This is a genomic window from Bradyrhizobium sp. BRP20 (assembly GCF_020194215.1).
GTDB classification, from domain to species: domain Bacteria; phylum Pseudomonadota; class Alphaproteobacteria; order Rhizobiales; family Xanthobacteraceae; genus Bradyrhizobium; species Bradyrhizobium yuanmingense.
Genome location: NZ_JADYVY010000002.1, coordinates 426,665 through 448,246, shown reverse-complemented (window position 1 = coordinate 448,246; position 21,582 = coordinate 426,665). Strand labels below are relative to the sequence as shown.

Annotated in this window: 20 protein-coding genes; 11 read left to right on the top strand and 9 right to left on the bottom strand. The window is 64.7% G+C overall.

The features are described 5' to 3' along the window. Positions 1-35: 35 nt before the first annotated feature. Positions 36-1,076 carry a LysR family transcriptional regulator gene (locus I6F33_RS06765; protein ID WP_036000552.1) on the top strand — a complete coding sequence of 347 codons (1,041 nt, stop codon included), beginning with the start codon at positions 36-38 and terminating at the stop codon, positions 1,074-1,076. A gap of 17 nt (positions 1,077-1,093) precedes the next feature. Here the strand turns inward: I6F33_RS06765 and I6F33_RS06760 are convergent, their stop codons facing one another. After that, positions 1,094-2,260 carry an autotransporter domain-containing protein gene (locus I6F33_RS06760; RefSeq protein WP_225141656.1) on the bottom strand — a complete coding sequence of 389 codons (1,167 nt, stop codon included), beginning with the start codon at positions 2,258-2,260 and terminating at the stop codon, positions 1,094-1,096. A gap of 379 nt (positions 2,261-2,639) precedes the next feature. Between I6F33_RS06760 and I6F33_RS06755 the strand changes: the two genes are divergently transcribed. Continuing rightward, positions 2,640-2,846 (top strand): cold-shock protein, encoded by a 207-nt coding sequence (locus tag I6F33_RS06755; protein WP_027576280.1) that lies wholly within the window; start codon positions 2,640-2,642, stop codon positions 2,844-2,846. An 87-nt stretch (positions 2,847-2,933) separates the two neighbouring features. Here the strand turns inward: I6F33_RS06755 and purN are convergent, their stop codons facing one another. Further along, entirely contained in the window at positions 2,934-3,587 is a 654-nt protein-coding gene (gene purN, locus I6F33_RS06750; protein WP_225133125.1) for a phosphoribosylglycinamide formyltransferase, read from the bottom strand. A gap of 14 nt (positions 3,588-3,601) precedes the next feature. Beyond that, on the bottom strand, positions 3,602-4,675 hold the full coding sequence (purM, locus tag I6F33_RS06745) for a phosphoribosylformylglycinamidine cyclo-ligase (protein WP_225141655.1): 1,074 nt from the start codon (positions 4,673-4,675) through the stop codon (positions 3,602-3,604). Positions 4,676-4,831: 156 nt separating this feature from the next. On the opposite strand from purM, the gene I6F33_RS06740 reads away from it, so the two are divergent. The 4 genes from I6F33_RS06740 to ppx all read left to right on the top strand — a co-directional run bounded on the left by I6F33_RS06740 (position 4,832) and on the right by ppx (position 9,986). Continuing rightward, complete coding sequence (locus I6F33_RS06740; RefSeq protein ID WP_025035876.1) at positions 4,832-5,374, top strand: CDP-alcohol phosphatidyltransferase family protein; 543 nt, start codon at positions 4,832-4,834, stop codon at positions 5,372-5,374. 91 nt (positions 5,375-5,465) lie between these two features. Then, positions 5,466-6,143 carry a DnaA/Hda family protein gene (locus tag I6F33_RS06735; protein WP_057029312.1) on the top strand — a complete coding sequence of 226 codons (678 nt, stop codon included), beginning with the start codon at positions 5,466-5,468 and terminating at the stop codon, positions 6,141-6,143. Between the two features lie 135 nt (positions 6,144-6,278). Then, positions 6,279-8,468: an RNA degradosome polyphosphate kinase gene (locus I6F33_RS06730; RefSeq protein ID WP_036000566.1), complete on the top strand. Its 2,190-nt coding sequence runs from the start codon at positions 6,279-6,281 to the stop codon at positions 8,466-8,468. Positions 8,469-8,483: 15 nt separating this feature from the next. Further along, complete coding sequence (ppx, locus tag I6F33_RS06725; protein WP_225141654.1) at positions 8,484-9,986, top strand: exopolyphosphatase; 1,503 nt, start codon at positions 8,484-8,486, stop codon at positions 9,984-9,986. A gap of 4 nt (positions 9,987-9,990) precedes the next feature. Here the strand turns inward: ppx and I6F33_RS06720 are convergent, their stop codons facing one another. The 4 genes from I6F33_RS06720 to ndk form a co-directional block, all read right to left on the bottom strand. Then, positions 9,991-11,115: a PepSY domain-containing protein gene (locus tag I6F33_RS06720; protein WP_225141652.1), complete on the bottom strand. Its 1,125-nt coding sequence runs from the start codon at positions 11,113-11,115 to the stop codon at positions 9,991-9,993. A 117-nt stretch (positions 11,116-11,232) separates the two neighbouring features. After that, positions 11,233-13,209, bottom strand: coding sequence for a TonB-dependent siderophore receptor (locus I6F33_RS06715; RefSeq protein WP_225141650.1), 1,977 nt, complete (start codon positions 13,207-13,209; stop codon positions 11,233-11,235). A gap of 705 nt (positions 13,210-13,914) precedes the next feature. Then, positions 13,915-14,775 (bottom strand): TerC family protein, encoded by an 861-nt coding sequence (locus tag I6F33_RS06710; RefSeq protein ID WP_225141649.1) that lies wholly within the window; start codon positions 14,773-14,775, stop codon positions 13,915-13,917. A 41-nt stretch (positions 14,776-14,816) separates the two neighbouring features. Continuing rightward, positions 14,817-15,239 carry a nucleoside-diphosphate kinase gene (gene ndk, locus I6F33_RS06705; protein ID WP_036000620.1) on the bottom strand — a complete coding sequence of 141 codons (423 nt, stop codon included), beginning with the start codon at positions 15,237-15,239 and terminating at the stop codon, positions 14,817-14,819. 304 nt (positions 15,240-15,543) lie between these two features. Here ndk and I6F33_RS06700 point away from each other — a divergent pair, with 304 nt between their 5' ends. From I6F33_RS06700 to I6F33_RS06690, 3 genes are all read left to right on the top strand, one after another. After that, positions 15,544-15,825, top strand: a complete 282-nt coding sequence (locus tag I6F33_RS06700; protein ID WP_074447892.1) for a sulfur globule protein precursor — start codon at positions 15,544-15,546, stop codon at positions 15,823-15,825. A 213-nt stretch (positions 15,826-16,038) separates the two neighbouring features. Continuing rightward, entirely contained in the window at positions 16,039-16,212 is a 174-nt protein-coding gene (locus tag I6F33_RS06695) for a hypothetical protein (RefSeq protein WP_167361656.1), read from the top strand. Between the two features lie 46 nt (positions 16,213-16,258). Then, positions 16,259-18,118, top strand: coding sequence for an ABC-F family ATP-binding cassette domain-containing protein (locus tag I6F33_RS06690; protein WP_225141648.1), 1,860 nt, complete (start codon positions 16,259-16,261; stop codon positions 18,116-18,118). 135 nt (positions 18,119-18,253) lie between these two features. Here the strand turns inward: I6F33_RS06690 and I6F33_RS06685 are convergent, their stop codons facing one another. Next, positions 18,254-19,219 carry a tripartite tricarboxylate transporter substrate-binding protein gene (locus I6F33_RS06685; protein ID WP_225141646.1) on the bottom strand — a complete coding sequence of 322 codons (966 nt, stop codon included), beginning with the start codon at positions 19,217-19,219 and terminating at the stop codon, positions 18,254-18,256. A gap of 185 nt (positions 19,220-19,404) precedes the next feature. Between I6F33_RS06685 and I6F33_RS06680 the strand changes: the two genes are divergently transcribed. Continuing rightward, a complete protein-coding gene (locus tag I6F33_RS06680) occupies positions 19,405-20,523 on the top strand; it encodes a hypothetical protein (RefSeq protein WP_225141644.1) in 1,119 nt (372 codons plus the stop codon). 116 nt (positions 20,524-20,639) lie between these two features. Here the strand turns inward: I6F33_RS06680 and I6F33_RS06675 are convergent, their stop codons facing one another. Beyond that, complete coding sequence (locus I6F33_RS06675) at positions 20,640-21,110, bottom strand: MarR family winged helix-turn-helix transcriptional regulator (protein ID WP_036000600.1); 471 nt, start codon at positions 21,108-21,110, stop codon at positions 20,640-20,642. A gap of 97 nt (positions 21,111-21,207) precedes the next feature. Here I6F33_RS06675 and I6F33_RS06670 point away from each other — a divergent pair, with 97 nt between their 5' ends. After that, positions 21,208-21,576, top strand: a complete 369-nt coding sequence (locus I6F33_RS06670) for an antibiotic biosynthesis monooxygenase (protein WP_225141642.1) — start codon at positions 21,208-21,210, stop codon at positions 21,574-21,576. Positions 21,577-21,582: the final 6 nt, after the last annotated feature.

The window sequence follows — 21,582 nt, the reverse complement described above, 5'->3', positions numbered from 1 at the left end:
CGCTACGACGAGCTTAGCGGTTGGGGATCAGGAGTATGCAGCAGTTATTGCACCGGGGTGCTGCGATGATGCAGCACCGTGAAGAAGCCCTGGGCGCGTCCTGGGATGATTTGAAGCTGTTTTTAGCGTGCGCAAAATTTAAAAGTTTTCGGAATGCCGCCGAAGAGCTCGGCCTCACCTCCACCACGCTGATGCGCCGCATCGACCGGCTCGAGGAGAGCATTGGGTGCAAGCTGTTCCTGCGCGACCAGAGCGGGCTGACGCTCAGCGATGAAGGCGCCGCGATGATCGCCGACGTCACGCATATGGAGCGTCATGCCTTCAACGTCTTCCGCCGCGCCGCGCGGTCCTCGAACGACACCTCGGGCACCGTTCGCGTCGCGGTGACGGAAGGCCCCGGCAATTTCTGGATCCTGCCGCGGTTGATCGACTTTCAGAAGACGTACCGCAAGATCACGGTCGATCTGCGCTGCGCGATGGAGCAGGCCGACGTCGCGCGGCTCGAATCCGATATCGCGATTCAGCTCGAGCCGCCGACCAATCCCGATCTGATCGTCGCCAAGCTCGGCCGCCTCCACATCTATCCCTTCGTCTCCAAGGAGTATGAAAGCCTCTACGGCGTGCCGGCAACGCTCGCCGAACTGAACAATCACCGCATCATCAAGCAGAGCGCGCCGCAGGTCGACGACGGCGCCTATGCCCGCGTGCTCGGGCTGAAGTCGCTCGAAGGCATCGTCGGGATCAAGACCAATTCGTCGGTGGGCGTGCTCTACGCGGTGGAGCGCGGCGCCGGCATCGGCTTCCTGCCGACGGTATCGATCGCGCTCGGTGCGCCGCTCGTTGCGGTCGATCTCGGCGTCAGCCATCACGCCGATCTCTGGCTCACCTATCACAAGGAGTTCCGCAGCTCCGAGCGGCACAAGATCGTGGTCGACTGGCTGAAGAAGATCTTCGATGCCAGGACCTATCCCTGCTTCCGCGACGAGTTCATCCATCCGAACGCGCTGGTGCCGATGATGACGGCGGCGCGCGAGGGCTTTGGCCTGGCGGGATACGTGGCGACGGCGCCGACTTAACGCAGGCGAGCGTCAGCTCACCATTTGTATTCGAAGCCGAGCGTGCCCTGGTGCGAGGTGAGCTCGTTGCGAAATTTGCCGTCGTAATTGACGTAGAGCCTCGCCACGTTGGTCAGGCTGAGCGAAGCCGAGGCGCCGGCATCCGCGCCGTAACGGCTCTCGCCGATGCCGGGGACGATGACGTTCTGGGCGCCCAGACTGACCTGGATGGATCCGAGGTCCTGGTGGAAATTGTCGACGAACTTGCCGTAGGCCGAGAGGTCCAGGATCTTCTGGTCGATGATGAAATAGCGGCCGACCTCGGCCCCGAGCATGATGCGCGCGCGCGAGAGCGCCGACGAGCCGACGTTGAGCGGATCGAGCCCGCCGGTCTCCTGGAACGCGGCGCTGGTGGCACGCACATATTCCAGCGCGCCCTTGGGCACGATGCGCATCTCGTCCTTGGTCCAATAATAGCTGATCTCGGTCAGCGCGCCGTCCACGGCGGCGCGATAGCGCGCGGTCGCAAGGCCAAGGCCGGTATCGCGGCTGGAATGGACCTTGCCGAAGCCGTGCACCACGGCAAACGCCCAGGTCCACGGGCCCTTGTCGACGGAGCCGCTGAAGCCGAGCTGGGTCAGATCGAGGGTTGCGGATTGCAGCGCCAGCGGCACGTCGACGTCGGTGTGGCTATGGTCGACGGAGAATCCGATGTTGACGCCGGGTGCGAGCCGCGCGCCAAAGCCGGCAACGCCGCCGAAGGTCTTGCGCTTGTCGCCGACGAAGTCGCCTTGCGCATCGGTGCGGACCGAAAGGCCATAGCCCTCGAACCAGGTGCGGTAGCGCGGATCTTCCGCAGCCGCCGAGGCGCCGCCGCCGCCCGGATTGGTGCGGAACGCCCGGTTGACGCCGCCGGAGGCCTGATTGCCGAGCCGCTCCAGAAAGCCTGAGCCGAAATTGAGCATGCTGTTGCCGGCTGACTGATTTTGATTGGTCGAGGTCGGCGACGGAATCGGGGTCGGTGACGGCGTGGGTGTCGGCGTGGGCGTCGGGGTCGGTGTGGGCGTGCTTTGCGCGAAGCCGGGGCTCACGGCCGCCATCGTCACGACCAGGGCAAACGCCATCGCAAGCGCAGCCGCGATCCGGCGGACGCGGGTGAGCCCGATCGTCTGCCGTGTCCCGGAGAGCTGCGCGGCGCAGCGCATGACGATGAATCCCGAAAGCGAAGTGGCAGCGCGCAAAAATGCAACACGGTCTGCAGCGCTTGCGGCGATTTGGGCCGAACTGCCACGAAGGGTCAACCGGTTGGCGCATAACGGCCGAGGCTATTGCACCGATTGTGGTTCTGCTGCCACAGGTCGCAAATTGCGCTTGAAGGCACCCGGCTTGGTCTTGAAATCCGCGCGCGGCTTGCTAGCCGGCGAATTTCATGTTGCAATATCGGTCACAATCGGAATTGGCCGTTTGCTGTGCGTTTCGCGACATTGCGCCTCAAGACTCGAACAGACTTCCGGGAGCCCGTTTGTGGCGTGGCACGCGAAAAAGCGGCCGCGTCGTTTTTATATCTAGTGGAGGAGACGAGCGATGCCGCAAAAGGGCACCGTCAAATGGTTCAACCCGACAAAGGGCTATGGGTTCATCAAGCCGAATGGCAGCGACAAGGACGTGTTCGTCCACATCTCCGCCGTCGAGCGTGCCGGACTCTCTACCCTCAACGAGAATCAGGTGGTTGAATTCGACCTCGTGGAGAACCGCGGCAAATCATCCGCGGAGAACCTCAAGGTTTCCTGATGTCTCTCGCGGCATGCGAGCGACCATGACGTTGCCCCCGGCTCTGCCGGGGGATTTTGTTTGTGGCGCCGAAACGGCGACGACTCTTCAGCGCGCCACCGGCGCAACCAGAAAATTCTCCGACGCTGCGCTTCCCGCCGTCCTGCAGACGTCGCCCTCGATACGGACCTTGCCGGTCGCGAGCAGCCGCAGCGCCTCGGGATAGATGTGGTGCTCGACCTCGAGGATGCGCTCCGACAGCGTCTCCGCGGTGTCGTGGTCGCTGACGGGAACCGCGCCCTGCATCACGATCGGGCCGGCATCGGTCTCGGGAATGACGAAGTGCACCGTCGCGCCGGAGAGCTTGACGCCGGCGCGCAGGGCCTGGCCGTGCGGGTCGAGGCCGGGGAACGATGGCAGCAGCGAGGGATGGATGTTGAGCATCCGCCCGTACCAGGCCTTGGTGAACTCGGCCGTGAACAGGCGCATGAAGCCGCCGAGACAAATCAGCTCGATGCCGTGCTTGTCGAGCGCGGCCTGCAGCACCGTCTCGAAGCCGGCGCGGTCCTTGCCGAACGGCTTGCTTTCGATCACCTCGGTGGTCACGCCGCTCGCCCGGGCGCGTTCGAGGCCGGGCGCATCCGCCTTGTTCGAGATGACGAGCGAGATCTCCGCCGGGAAATCCGCGGCGGCGGCTGCCCTGATCAGCGCAGCCATGTTGGAGCCGCGCCCGGAAATCAGGATGGCGACGCGGCGCTTCATCACGGCGCCAGTCATTATAGCGCCATGTCGAGGTGGCCGTTATAGATGACGCGGTGCTCGCCCTCGCCCGGAATCACGGTGCCGAGCTGCGCCACGGTCTCGCCTGCGTCGGTGAAGACTTCGACGACCTTGTCGACCTTGTCGGGCTCGACGATCGCGATCATGCCGATGCCGCAATTGAAGGTGCGCAGCATTTCCAGCTCGGCGATGCCGGCTTGGGCCGCCAGCCATTTGAACACCGGCAGCACCGGCAGGCGTGCCAGGTCGATGCCGACACCGAGATGCTTCGGCAGCACGCGCGGGATGTTGTCGGTGAAGCCGCCGCCGGTGATGTGGGCGAGCCCCTTCACCGCCCCGGTCTCGCGGATCGCGCGCAGGCAGGATTTGACGTAGAGCCTGGTCGGCGTCAGCAGCGCGCCGCCGAGCGTCATCACCGGCGCGAACGGCGCCTGCGCCTCGAAGCCGAGGCCCGACTGCTCGACGATCTTGCGGACCAGCGAGAAGCCGTTGGAATGCACGCCGGACGAAGCGAGACCGATCACGGCATCGCCCGCGGCGATGTCCTTGCGCGGCAACAACGTACCGCGCTCGGCGGCGCCGACGGCAAAGCCGCCGAGATCGTAGTCGCCGTCCTTGTAGAGGCCGGGCATTTCGGCAGTCTCCCCGCCGATCAAAGCGCAGCCGGATTCGCGGCATCCCTCCGCAACGCCCGCGACGATGGCGGCCGTGGCCTCCGGATCGAGCTTGCCGCAGGCGAAATAGTCCAGGAAAAACAGTGGCTCGGCGCCCTGGACCACGAGGTCGTTGACGCTCATGGCGACGAGGTCGATGCCGATGCCGCCATGCAGGCCGGTCTCGATCGCGATCTTGACCTTGGTGCCGACACCGTCGGTCGCGGCCACGAGGACCGGATCCTTGAAGCCGGCCGCCTTGAGGTCGAACAGGCCGCCGAAGCCGCCGATCTCGGCATCGGCGCCCGGCCGCGCGGTGGCGCGCACCATCGGCTTGATCAGGTCGACCAGGCGGTTGCCCGCGTCGATATCGACGCCTGAATCGGCGTAAGTGAGGCCGTTTTTGCGGTCGGTCATGCCCGATTTCCAGTGGGTTTGCGGCTGGTTACGTTGAATTCCGGGGACGCGCAATGGCTCGCATGGCGCTCCCCGCTATACTATGTAGACATATCAACCGGTTCAGCCTGCAACGGGCCGGATTTGAGGTCAGAACCGGTGCCGGGAAGCGCTTTCGTGAGTATTCCGAATATCATTACCTTGGGCCGCATCATGCTGGTCCCGATCATCGTCTGGGCCATCGTGTCGAGCCAAATGGAGGTGGCGTTCGCCGTCTTCCTGATCGCCGGCATCAGCGATGCCGTGGACGGCTTTTTGGCCAAGCGCTTCAACATGACGAGCGAGCTCGGCGCCCTGCTCGATCCGCTCGCCGACAAGGCGCTGCTGGTCTCGATCTACATGGCGCTCGGCATCTGGGGCGCGATCCCGCGCTGGATCGTGATCCTGGTGGTCTCGCGCGACATCATGATTGTCGCCGCCGTGATCGTGTCCTGGTTGTTCGACCGGCCGGTCGAGATGAAGCCGTCGAAAGTCTCCAAGCTCAACACGGTGGCACAAGTGGCATTCGCAGCTTTGGTGCTGGCGGCGCTTGCCTTCGGCTTCAAGCCCGCGCCTTATGATATCATCCTGATGGGTCTCGTCACGGTCTTCACGCTCTCCTCCGTGTCGCTCTATCTCGTCGAGTGGCTGCGGCACATGAGCACGATCGAGGCCAAATGAGCGGGGAAGCAGCCAGCAAAAGGCCAAGTCCCGCACCATCAAGTCGAATCTCTACAAGCGGGCCGGCGCGCCGGCATGGAGCAGAGCAAGCGTGGCAGGCCGCGTTCATCCCCGACAATTGGCGTTTGCGCTTCCGCATGCGGAGAGCCTCAGCCGGGACAACTTCCTCGAAGGCCCCGCCAATGCGGCCGGTCTCGGCCTCATCGACGGCTGGCCGGAATGGCCGAACCGGATCATGTGGCTGGCGGGCCCGGAGGGAAGCGGCAAGAGCCATCTCGCCGCGATCTGGGCCGAGGAAGCCGGCGCCCGCTCGACCACCGCCAATGCGCTGACCGCAATGGACGTGCCCGGCGCGCTCGCCACCGGCGCGCTGGTGGTCGAGGATCTCAAGGCTGGGGACTTCGACGAGCGTGCCCTGTTTCACCTGATGAACCTCGCCCGCGAGGACGGCGCCTACGTCCTGTTCACCGGCCGCGAGGCGCCGGCCGCGCTTCCGATCGAGCTTCGCGACCTGCGCTCGCGCCTGCGGGCCGTTCCGGCGGTCACGCTGCTGCCTCCCGACGACCAGCTGTTCCGCGGCCTCATCGTCAAGTTCTGCGCCGACCGCCAGCTCAATGTGGACGAGAGCGTGGTCGGCTACCTCGCGACGCGCCTGGAGCGGTCCTCGGCTGCCGCCCGGCGGGCCGTCGAGCTGCTCGACAGCGAAGCCCTACGGCTCGGCCGTCCCGTCACCCGGGCGCTGGCCGCTGAGCTGCTCCGGGACGCCTGACAAGCTCGCGGGCCCGCTTGACGCGGCGCGGGGGCGGAACATCAATGTCATCGAAACGTCATCGCTCTAACACATGCTCCCGCCGATTTTTGCGCTTGAGTCGCAATTGGGGTGAACTGGATGGACCGACTTCTGATGGACTCTGCGCAAGCTGTTGAAACGAAAGAGAAAGCCCCGGAAACCGAGAGCCTTCCGGCGATCGCGTCCAGTCCCGAGCGGTTCATCAACCGCGAGCTGTCCTGGCTGCATTTCAACCGCCGCGTCCTGGAGGAATCGGTCAACCCGAGCCACCCCGTGCTGGAGCGGGTGCGATTCCTGTCGATTTCGGCCAATAACCTCGACGAGTTCTTCATGGTTCGCGTCGCCGGCATCAAGGCCCAGGTCCGCGAGGGCATCGCCGAGCGCAGCCCCGACGGCCTGACGCCGTCCGAGCAGCTGGCGCTGATCAACCGCACCGTCTCCCAGCTCGCCTCCGACCAGCAGGCGATCTGGCGCGACCTGCGCGCCACGTTGGCCGAGGTCGGCATCGTGCTGGTCGACGGCAAGGACGTCACAAAGGCGGAACGAACCTGGATCGAGGACTACTTCCTCCACAACGTGTTCCCTCTCCTGACCCCGCTGGCGATCGATCCGGCCCACCCCTTCCCGTTCATTCCGAGCCTCGGCTTCACCATCGCGCTGCAGCTCACGCGCGCCGCCGACGGCAAGCAGATGAACGCCCTGATCCGCATGCCCGGCAAGATCGACCGCTTCATCCGCCTGCCCGCGGATGGCACGGTGCGCCTGATCTCGCTGGAGCAGGCCACCGCCCTGTTCATCAACCGCCTGTTCCCCGGCTACAATCTGCACGGCCAAGGCGCCTTCCGGATCATCCGCGACTCCGAGCTCGAAATCGAGGAGGAGGCCGAAGATCTCGTCCGCCTGTTCGAGACCGCACTGAAGCGCCGCCGCCGCGGATCGGTGATCCGGCTCGAGATCGACGCCAAGATGCCGGAGCAGCTGCGCAGCTTCGTGCAGCACGCGCTCTCCGCCGCCGACGACGAGATCTTCCTGGTCGACGGCGTGCAGGCGATGAACGAGCTCTCGCAGCTCACCCGCCTCGACCGGCCCGACCTCGAATTCACCCCTTACGTGCCGCGCCACCCCGAACGCGTGCGCGAGCATGGCGGCGACATCTTCGCCGCGATCCGGCAGAAGGACCTGATCGTCCACCATCCCTACGAGTCGTTCGACGTGGTGGTGCAATTCCTGCAGCAGGCCACGCGCGACCCCGACGTCGTTGCGATCAAGCAGACGCTCTACCGCACCTCCAACAATTCACCGATCGTGCGCGCGCTGGCCGAAGCGGCCGAAGCCGGCAAATCAGTCACCGCGCTGATCGAGCTGAAAGCGCGGTTCGACGAAGAAGCCAACATCCGCTGGGCACGCGATCTCGAACGCGCCGGCGTGCAGGTCGTCTACGGCTTCCTCGAATTGAAGACGCACGCGAAGCTCTCGATGGTGGTGCGCCGCGAGGGCGGCAGCCTGACGACCTACGTCCATACCGGCACCGGCAATTATCACCCGGTCACCGCGCGCATCTACACCGATCTCTCCTACTTCACCTCGGACCCGACGATCGGCCGCGATGCCGCGCGCGTGTTCAATTTCATCACCGGCTATGCCGCGCCGAGCGATCTGGAAAAGATGGCGGTGTCGCCGCTGACCTTGCGCAAGCGCATCATCGAGCACATCCAGGGCGAGACCGCACATGCGCGGCATGGCCGTCCCGGCGCGGTCTGGATGAAGATGAACGCGCTGGTCGATCCTGATATCATCGACGCGCTCTACGAGGCCTCGCAGGCCGGTGTCCAGGTCGAGCTCGTGGTGCGCGGCATCTGCTGCCTCAGGCCCGGCATTCCCGGTCTGTCGGAGAACATCCGCGTCAAGTCGATCATCGGCCGCTTCCTGGAACATGGCCGAATCTACTGCTTCGGCATGGGCCAGGGACTGCCGAGCGCGAAAGCGGCTGTGTATATCTCGTCCGCCGACATGATGCCGCGCAACCTTGACCGCCGCGTCGAGGTGCTGTGTCCGCTGCAAAATCCGACGGTGCATCAGCAGGTTCTCGAACAGATCATGGTCGCGAACCTGAAGGACAATGAGCAGAGCTGGCAGTTGTTGCCGGATGGGTCTTCAACGCGTATGAAGACCGCGAAGGGCGAGGAGCCTTTCAACGTCCACAACTACTTCATGACGAATCCGAGTCTGTCTGGCCGTGGAAAGTCGCTCAAGGAATCCTCGCCGCGTCGTCTCACGCGCCGGAACGAACGTCATCAATCCTGATCGGGGATTTGCGACGTGAAGCGGCCGCGCAAGCGCGGCTCGAGCGTCGCGGTTATCGACATAGGCTCCAACTCGGTCCGCCTCGTCGTCTACGAGGCGCTGGCGCGCAGCCTGATCCCGATCTTCAACGAGAAGACGCTGTGCGGCCTCGGGCGCGAGGTGCAGAGCACGGGCCTGCTCGCGCCCGACGCCATCGACAAGGCGCTGACCTCGCTGAAACGGTTTCGCGCGCTGTGCCGGGTGATGAAGGTCGGACGCGTGTTCGCGATCGCGACCGCCGCATGCCGCGACGCTTCCAACGGCCCCGATTTCATCGCCAGGGCCGAGCGGATCTGCGCGGTGAAGATCGAGATCCTGTCGGGCTCGCGCGAAGCACGACTGTCCGCGCTCGGCGTGATCTCCGGCATCCACCATCCAGACGGCATCGTCGGCGACCTCGGCGGCGGCTCGCTCGAGCTGATCGACGTGCGCAGGAACGCCGTACGCAGCGGCGTGACGCTGCCGCTCGGCGGCCTCGCACTGCAGGACCTCGCCCACAAATCGCTCAAGCGCGCCGACCGCATCGTGCGCGAGGAGATCGACGGGGTCCAGTTACTCACTGCCGGCCGCGGTCGCACCTTCTACGCCGTCGGCGGCACCTGGCGCGCGCTCGCGCGCATCCACATCATCCAGAGCGGCTATCCGCTCCAGGTGATGCACGGCTATTCCATTCCGGCTGCCGAGGCGCTCGACTTCTCGCGCCGCCTGCGGCGCCTCGCCGCCGCCGACATGCTTGCCGACATCGAGATCGTCGCCGATGCGCGGCGCCCTCTCCTCACCTATGCGGCGCTGGTGCTCGAGCACATCATCCGCGTCGCGAAGCCAAAGAACATCGTGTTCTCCACCTTCGGCGTGCGCGAGGGCCTGCTGCACGAGAAGCTGCCCGAGACCGAACGCAACAAGGACGGGCTGATCTGCGCGGCGGAGGAGCTGAACCAGCTGCTGTCGCGTTCGGCCAGGCACGCGCGCGAGCTGATTGCCTGGACCGACCGCTTGGTGCGCGTCGTCAAGCTGCGCGAGACGGAAGTGGACCGCCGCCTCCGCCACACCGCGTGCCTGCTCTCCGACATCGGCTGGCGCGTGCATCCCGATCATCGCGGCGAGCAGACGCTCAGCCTCGTCGTCAACGGCAATTTCGGCGCGATCACCCACACCGAACGCGCCTTCGTCGGCCTGTCGGTGTTCTATCGCTATGCCGGCCTCAGCGAGGAAAACCAGCCGCCGATCACCATGCAGGAGCTGCTGACGCCGGCCCAGCTCGAACGCGCGCGCCTCCTGGGCGCTGCGTTCCGCGTCGCGCATCTGATCTCGGCCGCACGTCCCGGCGTCCTGCCAGCCACGCATTTCCGCAGCCAGGGCCGCAAATTGATGCTGGTGTTCGAGCACCGGCTCGGCGACCTCGTCGCCGACCGCGTCGGCAGCCGCTTCCGTCAGCTCGCCCGCCTGGTTGGCCGCGCCGGTTCAATCGTCAGGCGCTAACCTCTCAGCCGGGCCTCATCTTCCCGGGCCGTCTCTTGAGCCACATCATCGCGCCGCTGACGAAGAGGACTAGCGGTGCGAAGCCGGCCGCGAACACCAGCAGGCGTCCTGCGAATCCGAACGTCGCGCCATTGTGGAGCCAGAGCTGCTCGGCGAGATAGCGGTCCCCCATCGACATGGTGCCCGGCGTGCGGTCGTGCACCACAGCGCCGCTCCACGGATCGAGCCAGATCGCTCCACGCGACCGCACCGCGGGATCAGCTCCATCAGGACGGAATTGCACCCGCCAGGTGTTGCGCGTTGCGGTCGGCGGATTGAGCATGGCGACCGTCGCACCGGGCTTGACCTCTTGCGCGCGTCGCATGATCGCGTCAGGTGAGAGCACCGGCGTCCCTGCCGGAGGCGGCATTTCGACTCGCGGCGAGCGATCAGGCGTCGGCTGCGACACGAGGCCGACGATGGGCCGCACCAGGTCGGGAAAAACGATGCCGACGCCGGTGATCGAGATCAACAAGAGCACGGACAGCGCCCAAAAGCCTGCCGCACCGTGAAGGTCCAGAACAAATCGAAGCAGCGAGACGTTCTTGCGCACCGAGATCGATCGCCAAAATCGCCCCGGCTTCGGCCACCAAAGGAAGAGACCCGAGACCGCCAAGCCGAGCAGCACGAACCCGGCCACGCCGACCAGTTCCTTGCCCCAGAACTCGTAGAGCAGCAGCGTGAAATGGAGACGGTAAACCTTGAGCGCGAACGCGTTGGCGTAGTCACGCCGCCCGAGCACCTTGCCGTTGGAAGGATCGACCATGGTCGTCCACCGGTTCGGGTAGCTGCCTGGCGCGGTCTCGTGCGAATGGATCACGATCCAGACCGGCCAGGTCCGGTCTGGCGCCAGGATCGTCGCGATCGGCGCGGGATCCGCTGCTGCGGCGGCGTGCATCACCTCCGCTAACGTGACGCTCTGCTCCGGACCGGCGGGCGCATAGAGCGCCGGATTCAGGGCGACATCGATCTCCCGGTAGAAGACGATGAAGCTTCCAGTCAGGCCGATCAGCACCACGACGATGCCGCCGATCAATCCGAACCAACGGTGCGCCCACAGCAGCGCGCGCTGCACGCGTCCGGGCATCATCCTGGATCGGGCGGGCGCCGAGCCGCCTCGACGTGGTGCCCTGATTGTTTGGTCCATTCAGAGCACCCGTCGTCTGCGCCTGATCCAGCTCCGCAGCCGGCCCGAGGAGGCCAAAGCTCAGAAGTCGGTCGACATCGACAAGAGCAGGGTTCGGGGCGAGCCTTGCGCTAGCGCAGAGAAGCTCGCGACGCCAGCCCAGTAGTTGGTGTCGAACACATTCTGGACCAGGGCCCGAACCGTCACTGGCCGGTTGCTGATGCGCGTGGTGTAGCGCGCGCCCAGATCGAGCCTCGTCCAGGCCGGAACAACCTGCGTGTTTGCCCCATTCAGATATTGGTGCCCGGTATAGATGGTGTTGGCGACCAATGTCAGCCCTGGTGCGAACGGGGTGTCCCATTCGGCGGACAGATTGGCCTGCACCTCGGGCACTCCGATCGGCGTCTTGCCGAAATTGGCCAGCGTGCTCGTCTTCGTCAGCTCCGCATCGATCAATGTCACGCCGCCAAGAACGCGAATGCCCGGCTGCACTTCTCCAAACACGGTGAATTCCACGCCGCGATTGCGCTGCTCCTGATCAGCCCGGAAGACGTTGCCGGCACCCGTCTGCCCCGACGGCTTGGTGATCTCGAACAGGCTGATCGTGGTCGCGAGCGTGCCGAAATCGACCTTGACGCCTGCTTCCTTCTGCTTGCTCAAATACGGCGCAAGGACCTCGCCCTGATTTGCCGCCGTGGTCGGCGCGGTGTCGCCCTTGCTGAGCCCTTCGATATAGTTGGCGTAGAGCGAAACGTTGCTCCAGGGCTTGACGACCACGCCGACCATCGGTGTAAACGCCGTCTGATCGTAGGCCGAGCTCACGGCGCCCGTGGTGGTGTTGTAGTTGTTCGACCTAACGCCCTGCTGCCTGACGCCGACCGTCAGCTGAAGCCGCTCCTGGAGAACCGACATGGTGTCGGCCAGCGCAATGCCGGTCAGCTCGGTGTCCGACAGCCGCGGCACGGTCGCGGGAGCCGCAACGAACTGCTGGGGACGGGCGATCGGCGCATAGATGTTGGACGACACCGCCGTTCCGTTCACCGAGCCCCGCGAGATCTCATCCCCGTAGTAGCTCCCCTGCAAGCTCACGGCATGACTGATCGCGCCAGTCTCGATCCGGGCCCGCACGCCGACGTCGGCCACGTTCCTGTCGATGTCGAACTTGAACCGTCCCGGTGTCGACGTGGTGTTGCCAGCCGCATTCAGGATCGTTGGCGTCCCGAACAGACGGTCGACCTGGGTCCTGCCGCCTCCGACATCTGCGAACACCGTCACGGCGTCAGTCACATCGTATTCGGCGCGCGCCAGAAGCGAGTTGTCGTGAACCTTGGCGAATTCCCAGGCCTGGGTGACATTGCGCCGTCCGACCGGCGCGGTCGGAACGGCCACGCCGGTTGCGACCAGGAACGGTCTCGTCGGCGCGTCGAACTTTTCCTCCTGCTCGATGAAATCGAGCGAGGCCCTGAACTTCTCGCCGCGATAGTCGAAGGCTGCAGAGCCGACATGCGCCTCCCGCGTCTGGTTGTCCAACGGCGTATCGCCGTTGTGATAGCTGCCATTGACGCGAATACCGAATTCGCGATTTTCACCGAACCGCCGGCTCACGTCGAGATGTGTGCCGAGCTGGGTGTTTGACGCGTAGTCGGTCGTGACCCGCGTTAGATCGATGTCCCCGGCACGCTTCGGCACGATGTTGATGGTGCCGCCGACACTGCTGTTCGGCGCCATGCCGTAGAGCAGCGCCGTCGGGCCCTTGATGATCTCGATGCGTTCGACGTAGTCGGTGAACACGCGGTAGTTCGGTGCAACGCCGTAGACGCCGTTGAAGGCGATTTCTCCGACATTGCCCTCCCCGATCGGAAAACCGCGGATGAAGAAAGAATCGAAAATGCCGCCGGGTTGGCTCCCCAAGCGGACTGAGGGATCGTTGGTGACGACATCGGCGACGGTGACCGCTTGTTGATCTTCGATCTTCTTCGCCGTGAAGCTCGTGATGTTGAACGGCGTATCCATGAAATCCTTGTTGCCGAGCAAGCCGACCTGGCCTCCACGTGCCACCTGCCCGCCTGCGTAAGTCCGCGGCAGTGCACCGGGCCTCGCAGCCGTCGGGGTCGCTTCCGCCTGCAATTTAGCCCGCTCGTTCGCGGGCGCGCCGCGGCCCGCCCTCCTGACTGGATTGGCTCGTGGACGCGCGCGCGGCTTCGGCGCGTCTGCGGTGACGGTCACCGCCGGCAACGTGCTTCCCCCCGCAGCCTGGGGCGCAGCGCTCTGCGCGCTGCTGCCGTGCAGGACGCCGTCGCTGCACAAGGCAATGGAGACCAGGGAAACCGTGAAGGCTCTCGGGCTGGCGCACGTCAGAAGCGTCTTGATGCGAGCGGCAAGAACGGCAACAGGACGACAAAACACTTTCGACGACATCGCACCTTCCGATTTCATGAACATGAACGTCGGGGCGAGGTGCCGTGCGAACCCTCGTCGAGTCAACGAAAGCACCCTTGAATCTCAGTAGTTTATAATAAGACAAGGTCTAAATCGCGTGAGGGTTGCGAACGACCACTCTCCACGCAACGCCCGCGCGCACGCGCGCGCGACGCGAGCTCTCGCGAAGCGTGATGCGCGCCGGTCATACGAATGCAATGATGGGAGGATTCGGACGAACCCGTGGCCGGTGATCGCTCGCGTCCTGCCAACGCGGGAAGCGCCTCAGTGATGTGGACGCCTCTCATCGCTGGAGGGGCGGCCGCACCGATCAGCGCTTCAACGTCACTCCGTGGAGGCCTTGGCGTGCCGTTCGGAGGATTCGAGGGCAGCCGCGGTGAGACTGCGCCGGCGCCAGATGGTGCCGACCACCAGCACGACGACGACTCCAATCACAGCACAGAAATACTCGCCGCCGGCCCCGCCATGGCCGAATTGCGGCGGGATGCGCAAGACCCCGAGCATGGCGTCGAGCGAGGCGCCGAACGGCCCCTCGAGCAGCGCATGCAGCCGCGGCGTGACCCCGGGATCGGTCGCCATCACCTCGCCCGCGATCCAGCCGAGCAGCGCCGCACCGGCCCAGACCAGCACCGGGAGCTTTGTGAGCAGTGCCATGATCAGCGCGGCGCCGGCGACGATCAGCGGCACGCTGATGGTAAGGCCGAGGATCAGCAGCGGCACGCTGCCATTGGCCGCGGCAGCGACAGCAATGACGTTATCGAGACTCATGACGATGTCGGCCACCACGACGATCTGGATGGCGTGCCACAGATGCGCGGCAGCGTCGACGTCGTTCTCGTCCTCGTTCTCCGGCACCAGGAGCTTTGCCGCGATCACGATCAGCGCAAGGCCGCCGACCAGCTTGAGGTACGGCAGCTCCATCAGGGTGGCGACGATGCCGGTGAAGATGATCCGGAGCATCACCGCTGCGCCGGCGCCGAAGATCATGCCCCAGAGCCGATGCCGCGGCGACAGACCGCGGCACGCGAGCGCAATCACCAGCGCGTTGTCGCCGGAGAGCAGGATGTTGATCCAGATGATCTTGCCGACCGCGATCCAGAAAGTCGGTGCGACCATCTCGTTGCGGAACTGGGTAAAGAAGCTCCCGATCGTAGCGGGATCGAAGATCTGCCAGAGCCAGTCCACAATGAGTCCCTTCGCGCGTCGCCTCTAACCTGCGGACCAGATCAGCCGACGATTTCGTTACCCGAGAAGAACTGCGCGATCTCGATCGCGGCGGTCTCCGGCGCATCCGAACCGTGCACCGAGTTCTCGCCGATCGACTTGGCGTAGAGCTTGCGCACGGTGCCCTCGGCAGCCTTGGACGGATCGGTCGCGCCCATCACCTCGCGGTACTTGGCGATCGCGCCCTCGCCTTCCAGGACCTGAACCACGACCGGGCCGGAGGTCATGAATTCGACGAGCTCGCCGAAGAAGGGGCGCGCCTTGTGGACGGCATAGAAGGTCTCTGCCTGCTCCTTGGTCATGCGGATGCGCTTCTGCGCGACAATGCGCAGGCCCGCCTTCTCGATCACGGCGTTGACTGCGCCGGTCAGATTACGCTCGGTCGCGTCGGGCTTGATGATCGAGAAAGTGCGTTCGATGGCCATGATCTTGTCCTTGGGGAGAAAGCGGTGGTTCGGGGTTGCGGGGCTTATATCGGCGCCTTCGCCGGACGGCAAGCGACCGCGGAACAGCCTCATAGGCGGTTTCCGCGAGGGGATGGCTCCGATCCGCTGGATGACGACAATTTCACCCAGATGAACCCAATCTGAAACCGCCGTCAGGATCCGGTTCAGCTTCCCCGGCGTAAGGTTGGGCCCATCGAAACCGAAGCCTGACCTCAGGCGGACCGTTTCGGCGGCCTTTCAATCGGCGCGATAGCCCCGCGCTGGCAGTCTTCAGGAGATAACCATGTTGAGGAAACTTTCGCTTGCCGCTGTCGCCGCGGTCGCGCTGGGAGCTGCGCTGGCGCCGACCTCTGCCTCCGCTCATTGGCAAGGCGGCGGGCATGGCGGTGGCCGGCACCACGGGCACGCGCACCATCACCACGGCCATCACCACGGCCATGGCTGGGGCGGACCGCGCTTCTACGCCGGCGGTCCCGTCTCCTACGGTTATGGCGGCTGCTATGTGCGCCGGCTGGTCCCGACCCCCTGGGGACCCCGCTGGCGGCTGATCAACCGCTGCTACTGAATCCGTCAGCACCTTCCGAAGGCTACCTAAGCCCCCCAGGTACCTTCCAAGAGAAGCCCCGGCGCCCCCCTCGCCGGGGCTTTGCCTTGAGCGTACAAAGCGCCGCTCATACAATTTTTACGAGAATACCCGGCTTTCCCCAAAGCCAGCGAAACCATTTCGCCGGCAATGACTTGGTACCGTGTCTTTACTTCGAGAACACGGAACCTTGCGATGGCTGGGCTTTTTGCCAATGACAGCGAACAGATCGACCGGCGCACCAGCCGCTCGATTTGCGATGCCGTGGGCGAACGGCTGCAGCAGAGCCTCCGGCCCGAGCCGCGCCTTCCGACCCATCTCGAGCAGCTCCTGAACGAGCTGCAGCGGCGCGAACGCGAGACGCACTAACGCAAAAACGAGTTGCGTTCGCCGCGCCTTGCGGTGACAAGGCCGCATGCTCGCCATCACCGACCTCTCCATCCGCCTCGCCGGACGCCTTCTGATCGACCAGAGTTCCGTGCAGATCACGCCCGGATCGCGCGTCGGCCTGGTCGGACGCAACGGCACCGGCAAGTCGACGCTGTTCAAGGTGATCCGCGGCGAGCTCGCGGCCGAGCACGGCTCGGTGACCCTGCCGCCGCGCTGGCGCATCGGCAGCCTCGCGCAGGAAGCGCCGAACGGCCCCGAAAGCCTGATCTCGGTCGTGCTCAAGGCCGACCTCGAGCGCGACGCGCTGCTCAATGAAGCCGAGCACGCGACCGATCCGCACCGCATCGCCGAGATCCAGACCCGCCTCGTCGACATCGACGCGCACTCGGCGCCGAGCCGCGCGGCCGCGATCCTCTCCGGCCTCGGCTTCTCCGCCGCCGATCAGCTCCGCCCCTGCGCCGAGTTCTCCGGTGGCTGGCGCATGCGCGTTGCGCTCGCCGCAACGCTGTTCGCGGCGCCCGACCTGCTGCTGCTCGACGAGCCCACCAATTATCTCGACCTCGAAGGCACGCTGTGGCTGGAGGATCACCTTGCGCATTATCCGCGCACGGTGATCGTGATCAGCCACGACCGCGACCTCCTGGAAAGCTCGGTCGACCAGATCCTGCACCTCGAGCGCGGCAAGCTCACGCTCTACAAGGGCAGCTACTCCTCTTTCGAGGAGCAGCGCGCCGCGCGCGAGCTGCTCGACGCCAAGGCGGTCAAGCGCCAGGAGGCCGAGCGCGCTCGCCTGCAGTTCTTCGTCGATCGTTTCAAGGCCAAGGCGTCCAAGGCCCGCCAGGCACAGTCTCGCGTCAAGATGCTGGAGCGGCTGAAGCCGATCACGGCGCTGGTCACCGAGGACGTGCGCGAGATCAGCTTCCCGGCACCGGAGAAGATCTTGTCGCCACCGATCATCGCCGTCGACAACGCTTCGGTCGGCTACGACCCGGCGAGCCCGGTGCTGGGCCGCGTCACCTTGCGCATCGACAACGACGACCGCATCGCGCTGCTCGGCGCCAACGGCAACGGCAAGTCGACGCTTGTAAAACTGCTCGCCGGACGGCTCGCGCCGTTCTCGGGCAAGGTGACGCGCGCGGACAAGCTGTCGATCGCCTATTTCGCGCAGCACCAGCTCGACGAGCTCAACGAGGACGCCTCCGCCTACGACCACGTCCGCAAGCTGATGGGCGATGCGCCCGAAGCCAAGGTGCGCGCCCGCGCCGGCGCGATCGGCTTCTCCGGCAAGGCGGCCGATACCAAGGCCGGCAAATTGTCAGGAGGCGAGAAGGCGCGCCTTCTCCTGGGCCTTGCGACCTTCTTCGGCCCCAACATGATCATCCTGGACGAGCCGACCAACCATCTCGACATCGACAGCCGCGGCGCGCTTGCAGAAGCGATCAATGAATTTCCCGGCGCGGTGATTATGGTCTCGCACGACCGCTACCTGATCGAGGCCTGCGCCGATCGGCTCTGGATAGTCGCCGATCGCACCGTGACCAATTACGACGGCGATCTCGACGAGTATCGCCGCCTGGTGCTGTCCACGCGCAACGCGGAAGCCCCGCGCGAGCGCAGTGCGCCGCCTGAGAAGCCGCAGCGGCCGAAAGCGGACAATCGCGGCTCGCTGAAGAAGCGCATCGCCGAAGCCGAGGCCGAGATCGCCCGCGTGAGCGAGATCATCGCCAAGATCGACACGGCGCTGGCCCTGCCCGACATTTTCACGCGCGATCCCAAGCAGGCGGCGCAGCTGTCGAAGGCGCGCGCCAATGCCGCCGACGCGCTGGCGCGCGCCGAGGAGCAATGGCTCGAGGCGAGCGCGCAGTTCGACGAGGCGGCGGGCTAACGTCTCCACCGCACTCCAACCAAACGTGCAAAACAACCCCATGCACAGTACCGGCATGATGGCACCGGCGAACTAGCCTTTGAAGGAGTTGCTTTTTGCCCGCTCGGCCGGCAAGCCCAGCGGGACGCCCCAGCCTCAATCCGCGTATTGCCCGGCCGCCTTGATGATCGGCGCCCAGCGGTCGATCTCGCTCGTCAGCGTCGCGCCTAACGCCTCCGGCGTCGCCCTGTCCTGCGGGACCGGCTCGGTGTTGATGTCGTTGAACCGGGCGATCAGCGCGGGATCTCTAAGCGCGGTCTGCAGCGCCGCGGTCAGCTTCTGAACGACCGCCGGCGGCGTGCCCTTGGGCGCATAGATGCCGTGCCAGACACCGAGCTCGAAACCCTTCAGGCCTGCCTCGTCGGCCGTCGGCAGATCGGGCAGGCTCTTAAGCCGCTCCTTGGTGGTGATCGCGTAGGCCTTGACCTGCTTGGCCGTGATCGGCCCGGTGGTGTTCGTCGCCTGGTCGCAGGTGAGATCGATCTGCTTGCCGAGCAGGTCGTTCATGATCGGGCCGTTGCCCTTGTAGGGCACCGTCGTGAGCTGCTTCTGGATCGCGGTCATGAACAGCATGCCGCACAGATGGGAGGCCGCACCCAGGCCGGCGTTGGCGTAGGTCAGCTTGTCGCCCTGCTGCTGGGCGTAGGCGACGAGCTCCTTGAGCGTGTTGGCCGGGAAATCGGGCCGCGCAATGATGGTCATCGGCGCGTTGGTCACGAGCCCGATCGGCGCAAAGGCCGTCTTGGTGTCGTAGCTGAGGTTGCGGTAGAGCGTCGCCGCTGTGGAGATGCCGACGTGATGGATCAGCAGCGTGTAGCCGTCCGGCTGGGCGCGCGCGGCCCGGGTCGTGCCGATGGTGCCGCCGGCGCCGGTCGCGTTCTCGACGATGACCTGCTGCCCCAACGATTTCGCCATGCCGGCCGCAGTCAGGCGCGCGATGGTGTCGGTCGGCCCGCCCGCGGCGAATGGAACCAGCATGGTGATGGGCCGGGTCGGATAGTCCTGGGCGAATGCCGCACCGAGCGGCAAAAGCAGCGCCGATGCGAGGGCAATGAACCGCATTAGTTTCCTCCGGATTGTTGTTTGCGCCATCAAAGCGCATTCCGGGGCGGGCGGCCATCACGAAAGCGACGTCAGCAGGAGTGTTGCGATCACGATTATGGTCGGGCCACCTACGCAGACGGATATCTGAGCGACTGCGACCGGGCCCGTGGCAAGCAGCCGGCAATTGATCAGGCGGTGCGCTAATGCGCGACGAGATCCTGAGCTGTCACGCTTTTGGCTGTTCGCTGCGCATGAACTCTCCGGAAAACCGCTTCGCCCTTTTTTCCGCATCATGCTTTAAGTTGTCAGTTGTGGGATCACGACAATCTGGGCCACCACTCGACATGCGATTTCAGCGGCATTTGCATCTATTGGCTGCGGCTCTACTTGCGGCGTTCGCTGCGACCATTGCGTTCGTCATCCCATCTTTCATGCAGATCGAAGAGACGATCAATATCGTCGTGATCACGCAAGGCCTGAACCTGACCATGACGACGTTCATGGTCGCAACGGCGCACGCAGTGCTGCTCGGTCTTCCCCTCTATCTTCTCATCAGCCGCAAGCGATCGCACGTCGGGATTGCGGCCTGCGCTCTCGGAGGTTTCGCCGTCGGGGCAATGCCATTCGGAGTCCTAGCATTGATTTCCATGATCGGTGGCGGCACGCCGACAACGATCAATTGGTTCAACGGCGCACCACCCCCGTTTGGTTGGATCGAGTACGTCAGCACCTTAGGACTCCTGGGTTCGTTGGGCCTTGTTGGCGGCCTCACCTTTTGGGCCGCCATACGAATATCCGGGTCTGATGAACGATCATGGCGTGTCGTTTCTGCAGCCGTCCTTCTGACATGCGGCGTCTTCGTCCTGCCGGTCGTCGTAAGAGACAAAAGCTGCCACAATCTCTTCCGGGACAGCCGCACGCCCGTCCGACTACAAGTCCATGCAAATCTAAGGGTGCCGCCCGAAGAATGGAAAAAACTCGAGCAAACCTTCGCCGACTTCGGTCAAGCGCAAGCGCTATCAATTCGGCGCGACGTACACAGCCAGGATGGAAACGTCATATGGCGGAGCGTAAGCCTGTGCAACGATGCCGGAATCAGCATCAGCGTGGACGACGAGCCGTGGCTCGCTCGTATCCATCCTACTCGTGCGGATGAAGGCATGACCCTCAGCATCTATTCTCTAAGGTCGGGTTGGGACTGGAAGCCGCTCACCCGCCATCTGCTCGGCGAGCTCGAGAAAATTTGGCCCGAGAAAACTACATTCAGGGGACTGAGCGGTCAGATCCTGTTGTTCGAAGATGCAATGAAGGGACGGCCGTAGCCGTTACCTTACGTCTGCTTCCTCTTCGGACTTGGCTGCCCTCGGCATCGGCTGCTGGTCCGGATTGCCTTCGATGGAGGACATGCGACCTGCACGCGGCCTCGCCATCGCCCACCTCACGTCTGCTGCTCGGCATCGCTCTCGAGCTTGTTACGGAGTGCCGCGACGATGCGATGAACCGTTTGCAGATCCTTGACCGCAAGCCCTTCGGAAAGGCTGTTGACCCACGGCATCTGCAAAGCCATGGCGGCGTCGAAAGCGCGCCGCCCCTTGTCGGTGAGGACGACGAGCTGTGCGCGGCGGTGATGCGGATTGGCCTCGAAGGCAACGAGGCCTTCCGCATGGAGGTCGTTGACGATCCGCTGCACGTTCTGGCGATTGCCGCCGAGATCGCGGGCGAGCCAGGCTACCGGCTGCGGTCGCTCTGCCTGCACGATGGCGCCGAGAATCTGCCAGCGGGCGCTGGTGAGCCCGAGCGGTGCCACCAAACGGTCCCCTGCGGTCAGGAGCAGGCTGTTCAGCCGGAACAAGTCAAGCATGAGGTTCGTCAGGGCATCGCCGGCCGGCGTCCGTTGGGATTTCCGCATCCGTCACCATAGACAGTTATTGACATCATGATGTCAAATTACTAGATTGGCCATAGTACCATATTGACATCATAAAACCATCTCGACGGAGTTCGTCATGGCACGCTTACGCCCACTGGACCCTGACTTTCCCATCGAGCGTCAGCTCGGCATCGACACCGGCCCTTTGGTGCTGGTGAATCTGTTCACGCTCGACAAGGCCGACGAACAAAGCTTTCTCCAGGTCTGGCAGGACGATGCCGCCTTCATGAAGCGGCAGCCCGGCTTCATCTCCACCCAGCTTCATCGGGCGATCGGCGAAAGCCCCACGTATCTGAACTACGCAGTTTGGCAGACGAATGCCGACTTCCGGGCTGCGTTCACGCACCCCGAGTTCAGGTCGAAGATCTCGGCTTACCCTGCATCCGCGATCGCCTCCCCGCACCTGTTCCAGAAAGTCGCGGTGCCCGGCATCTGCGTCGCGTAGCTCGCT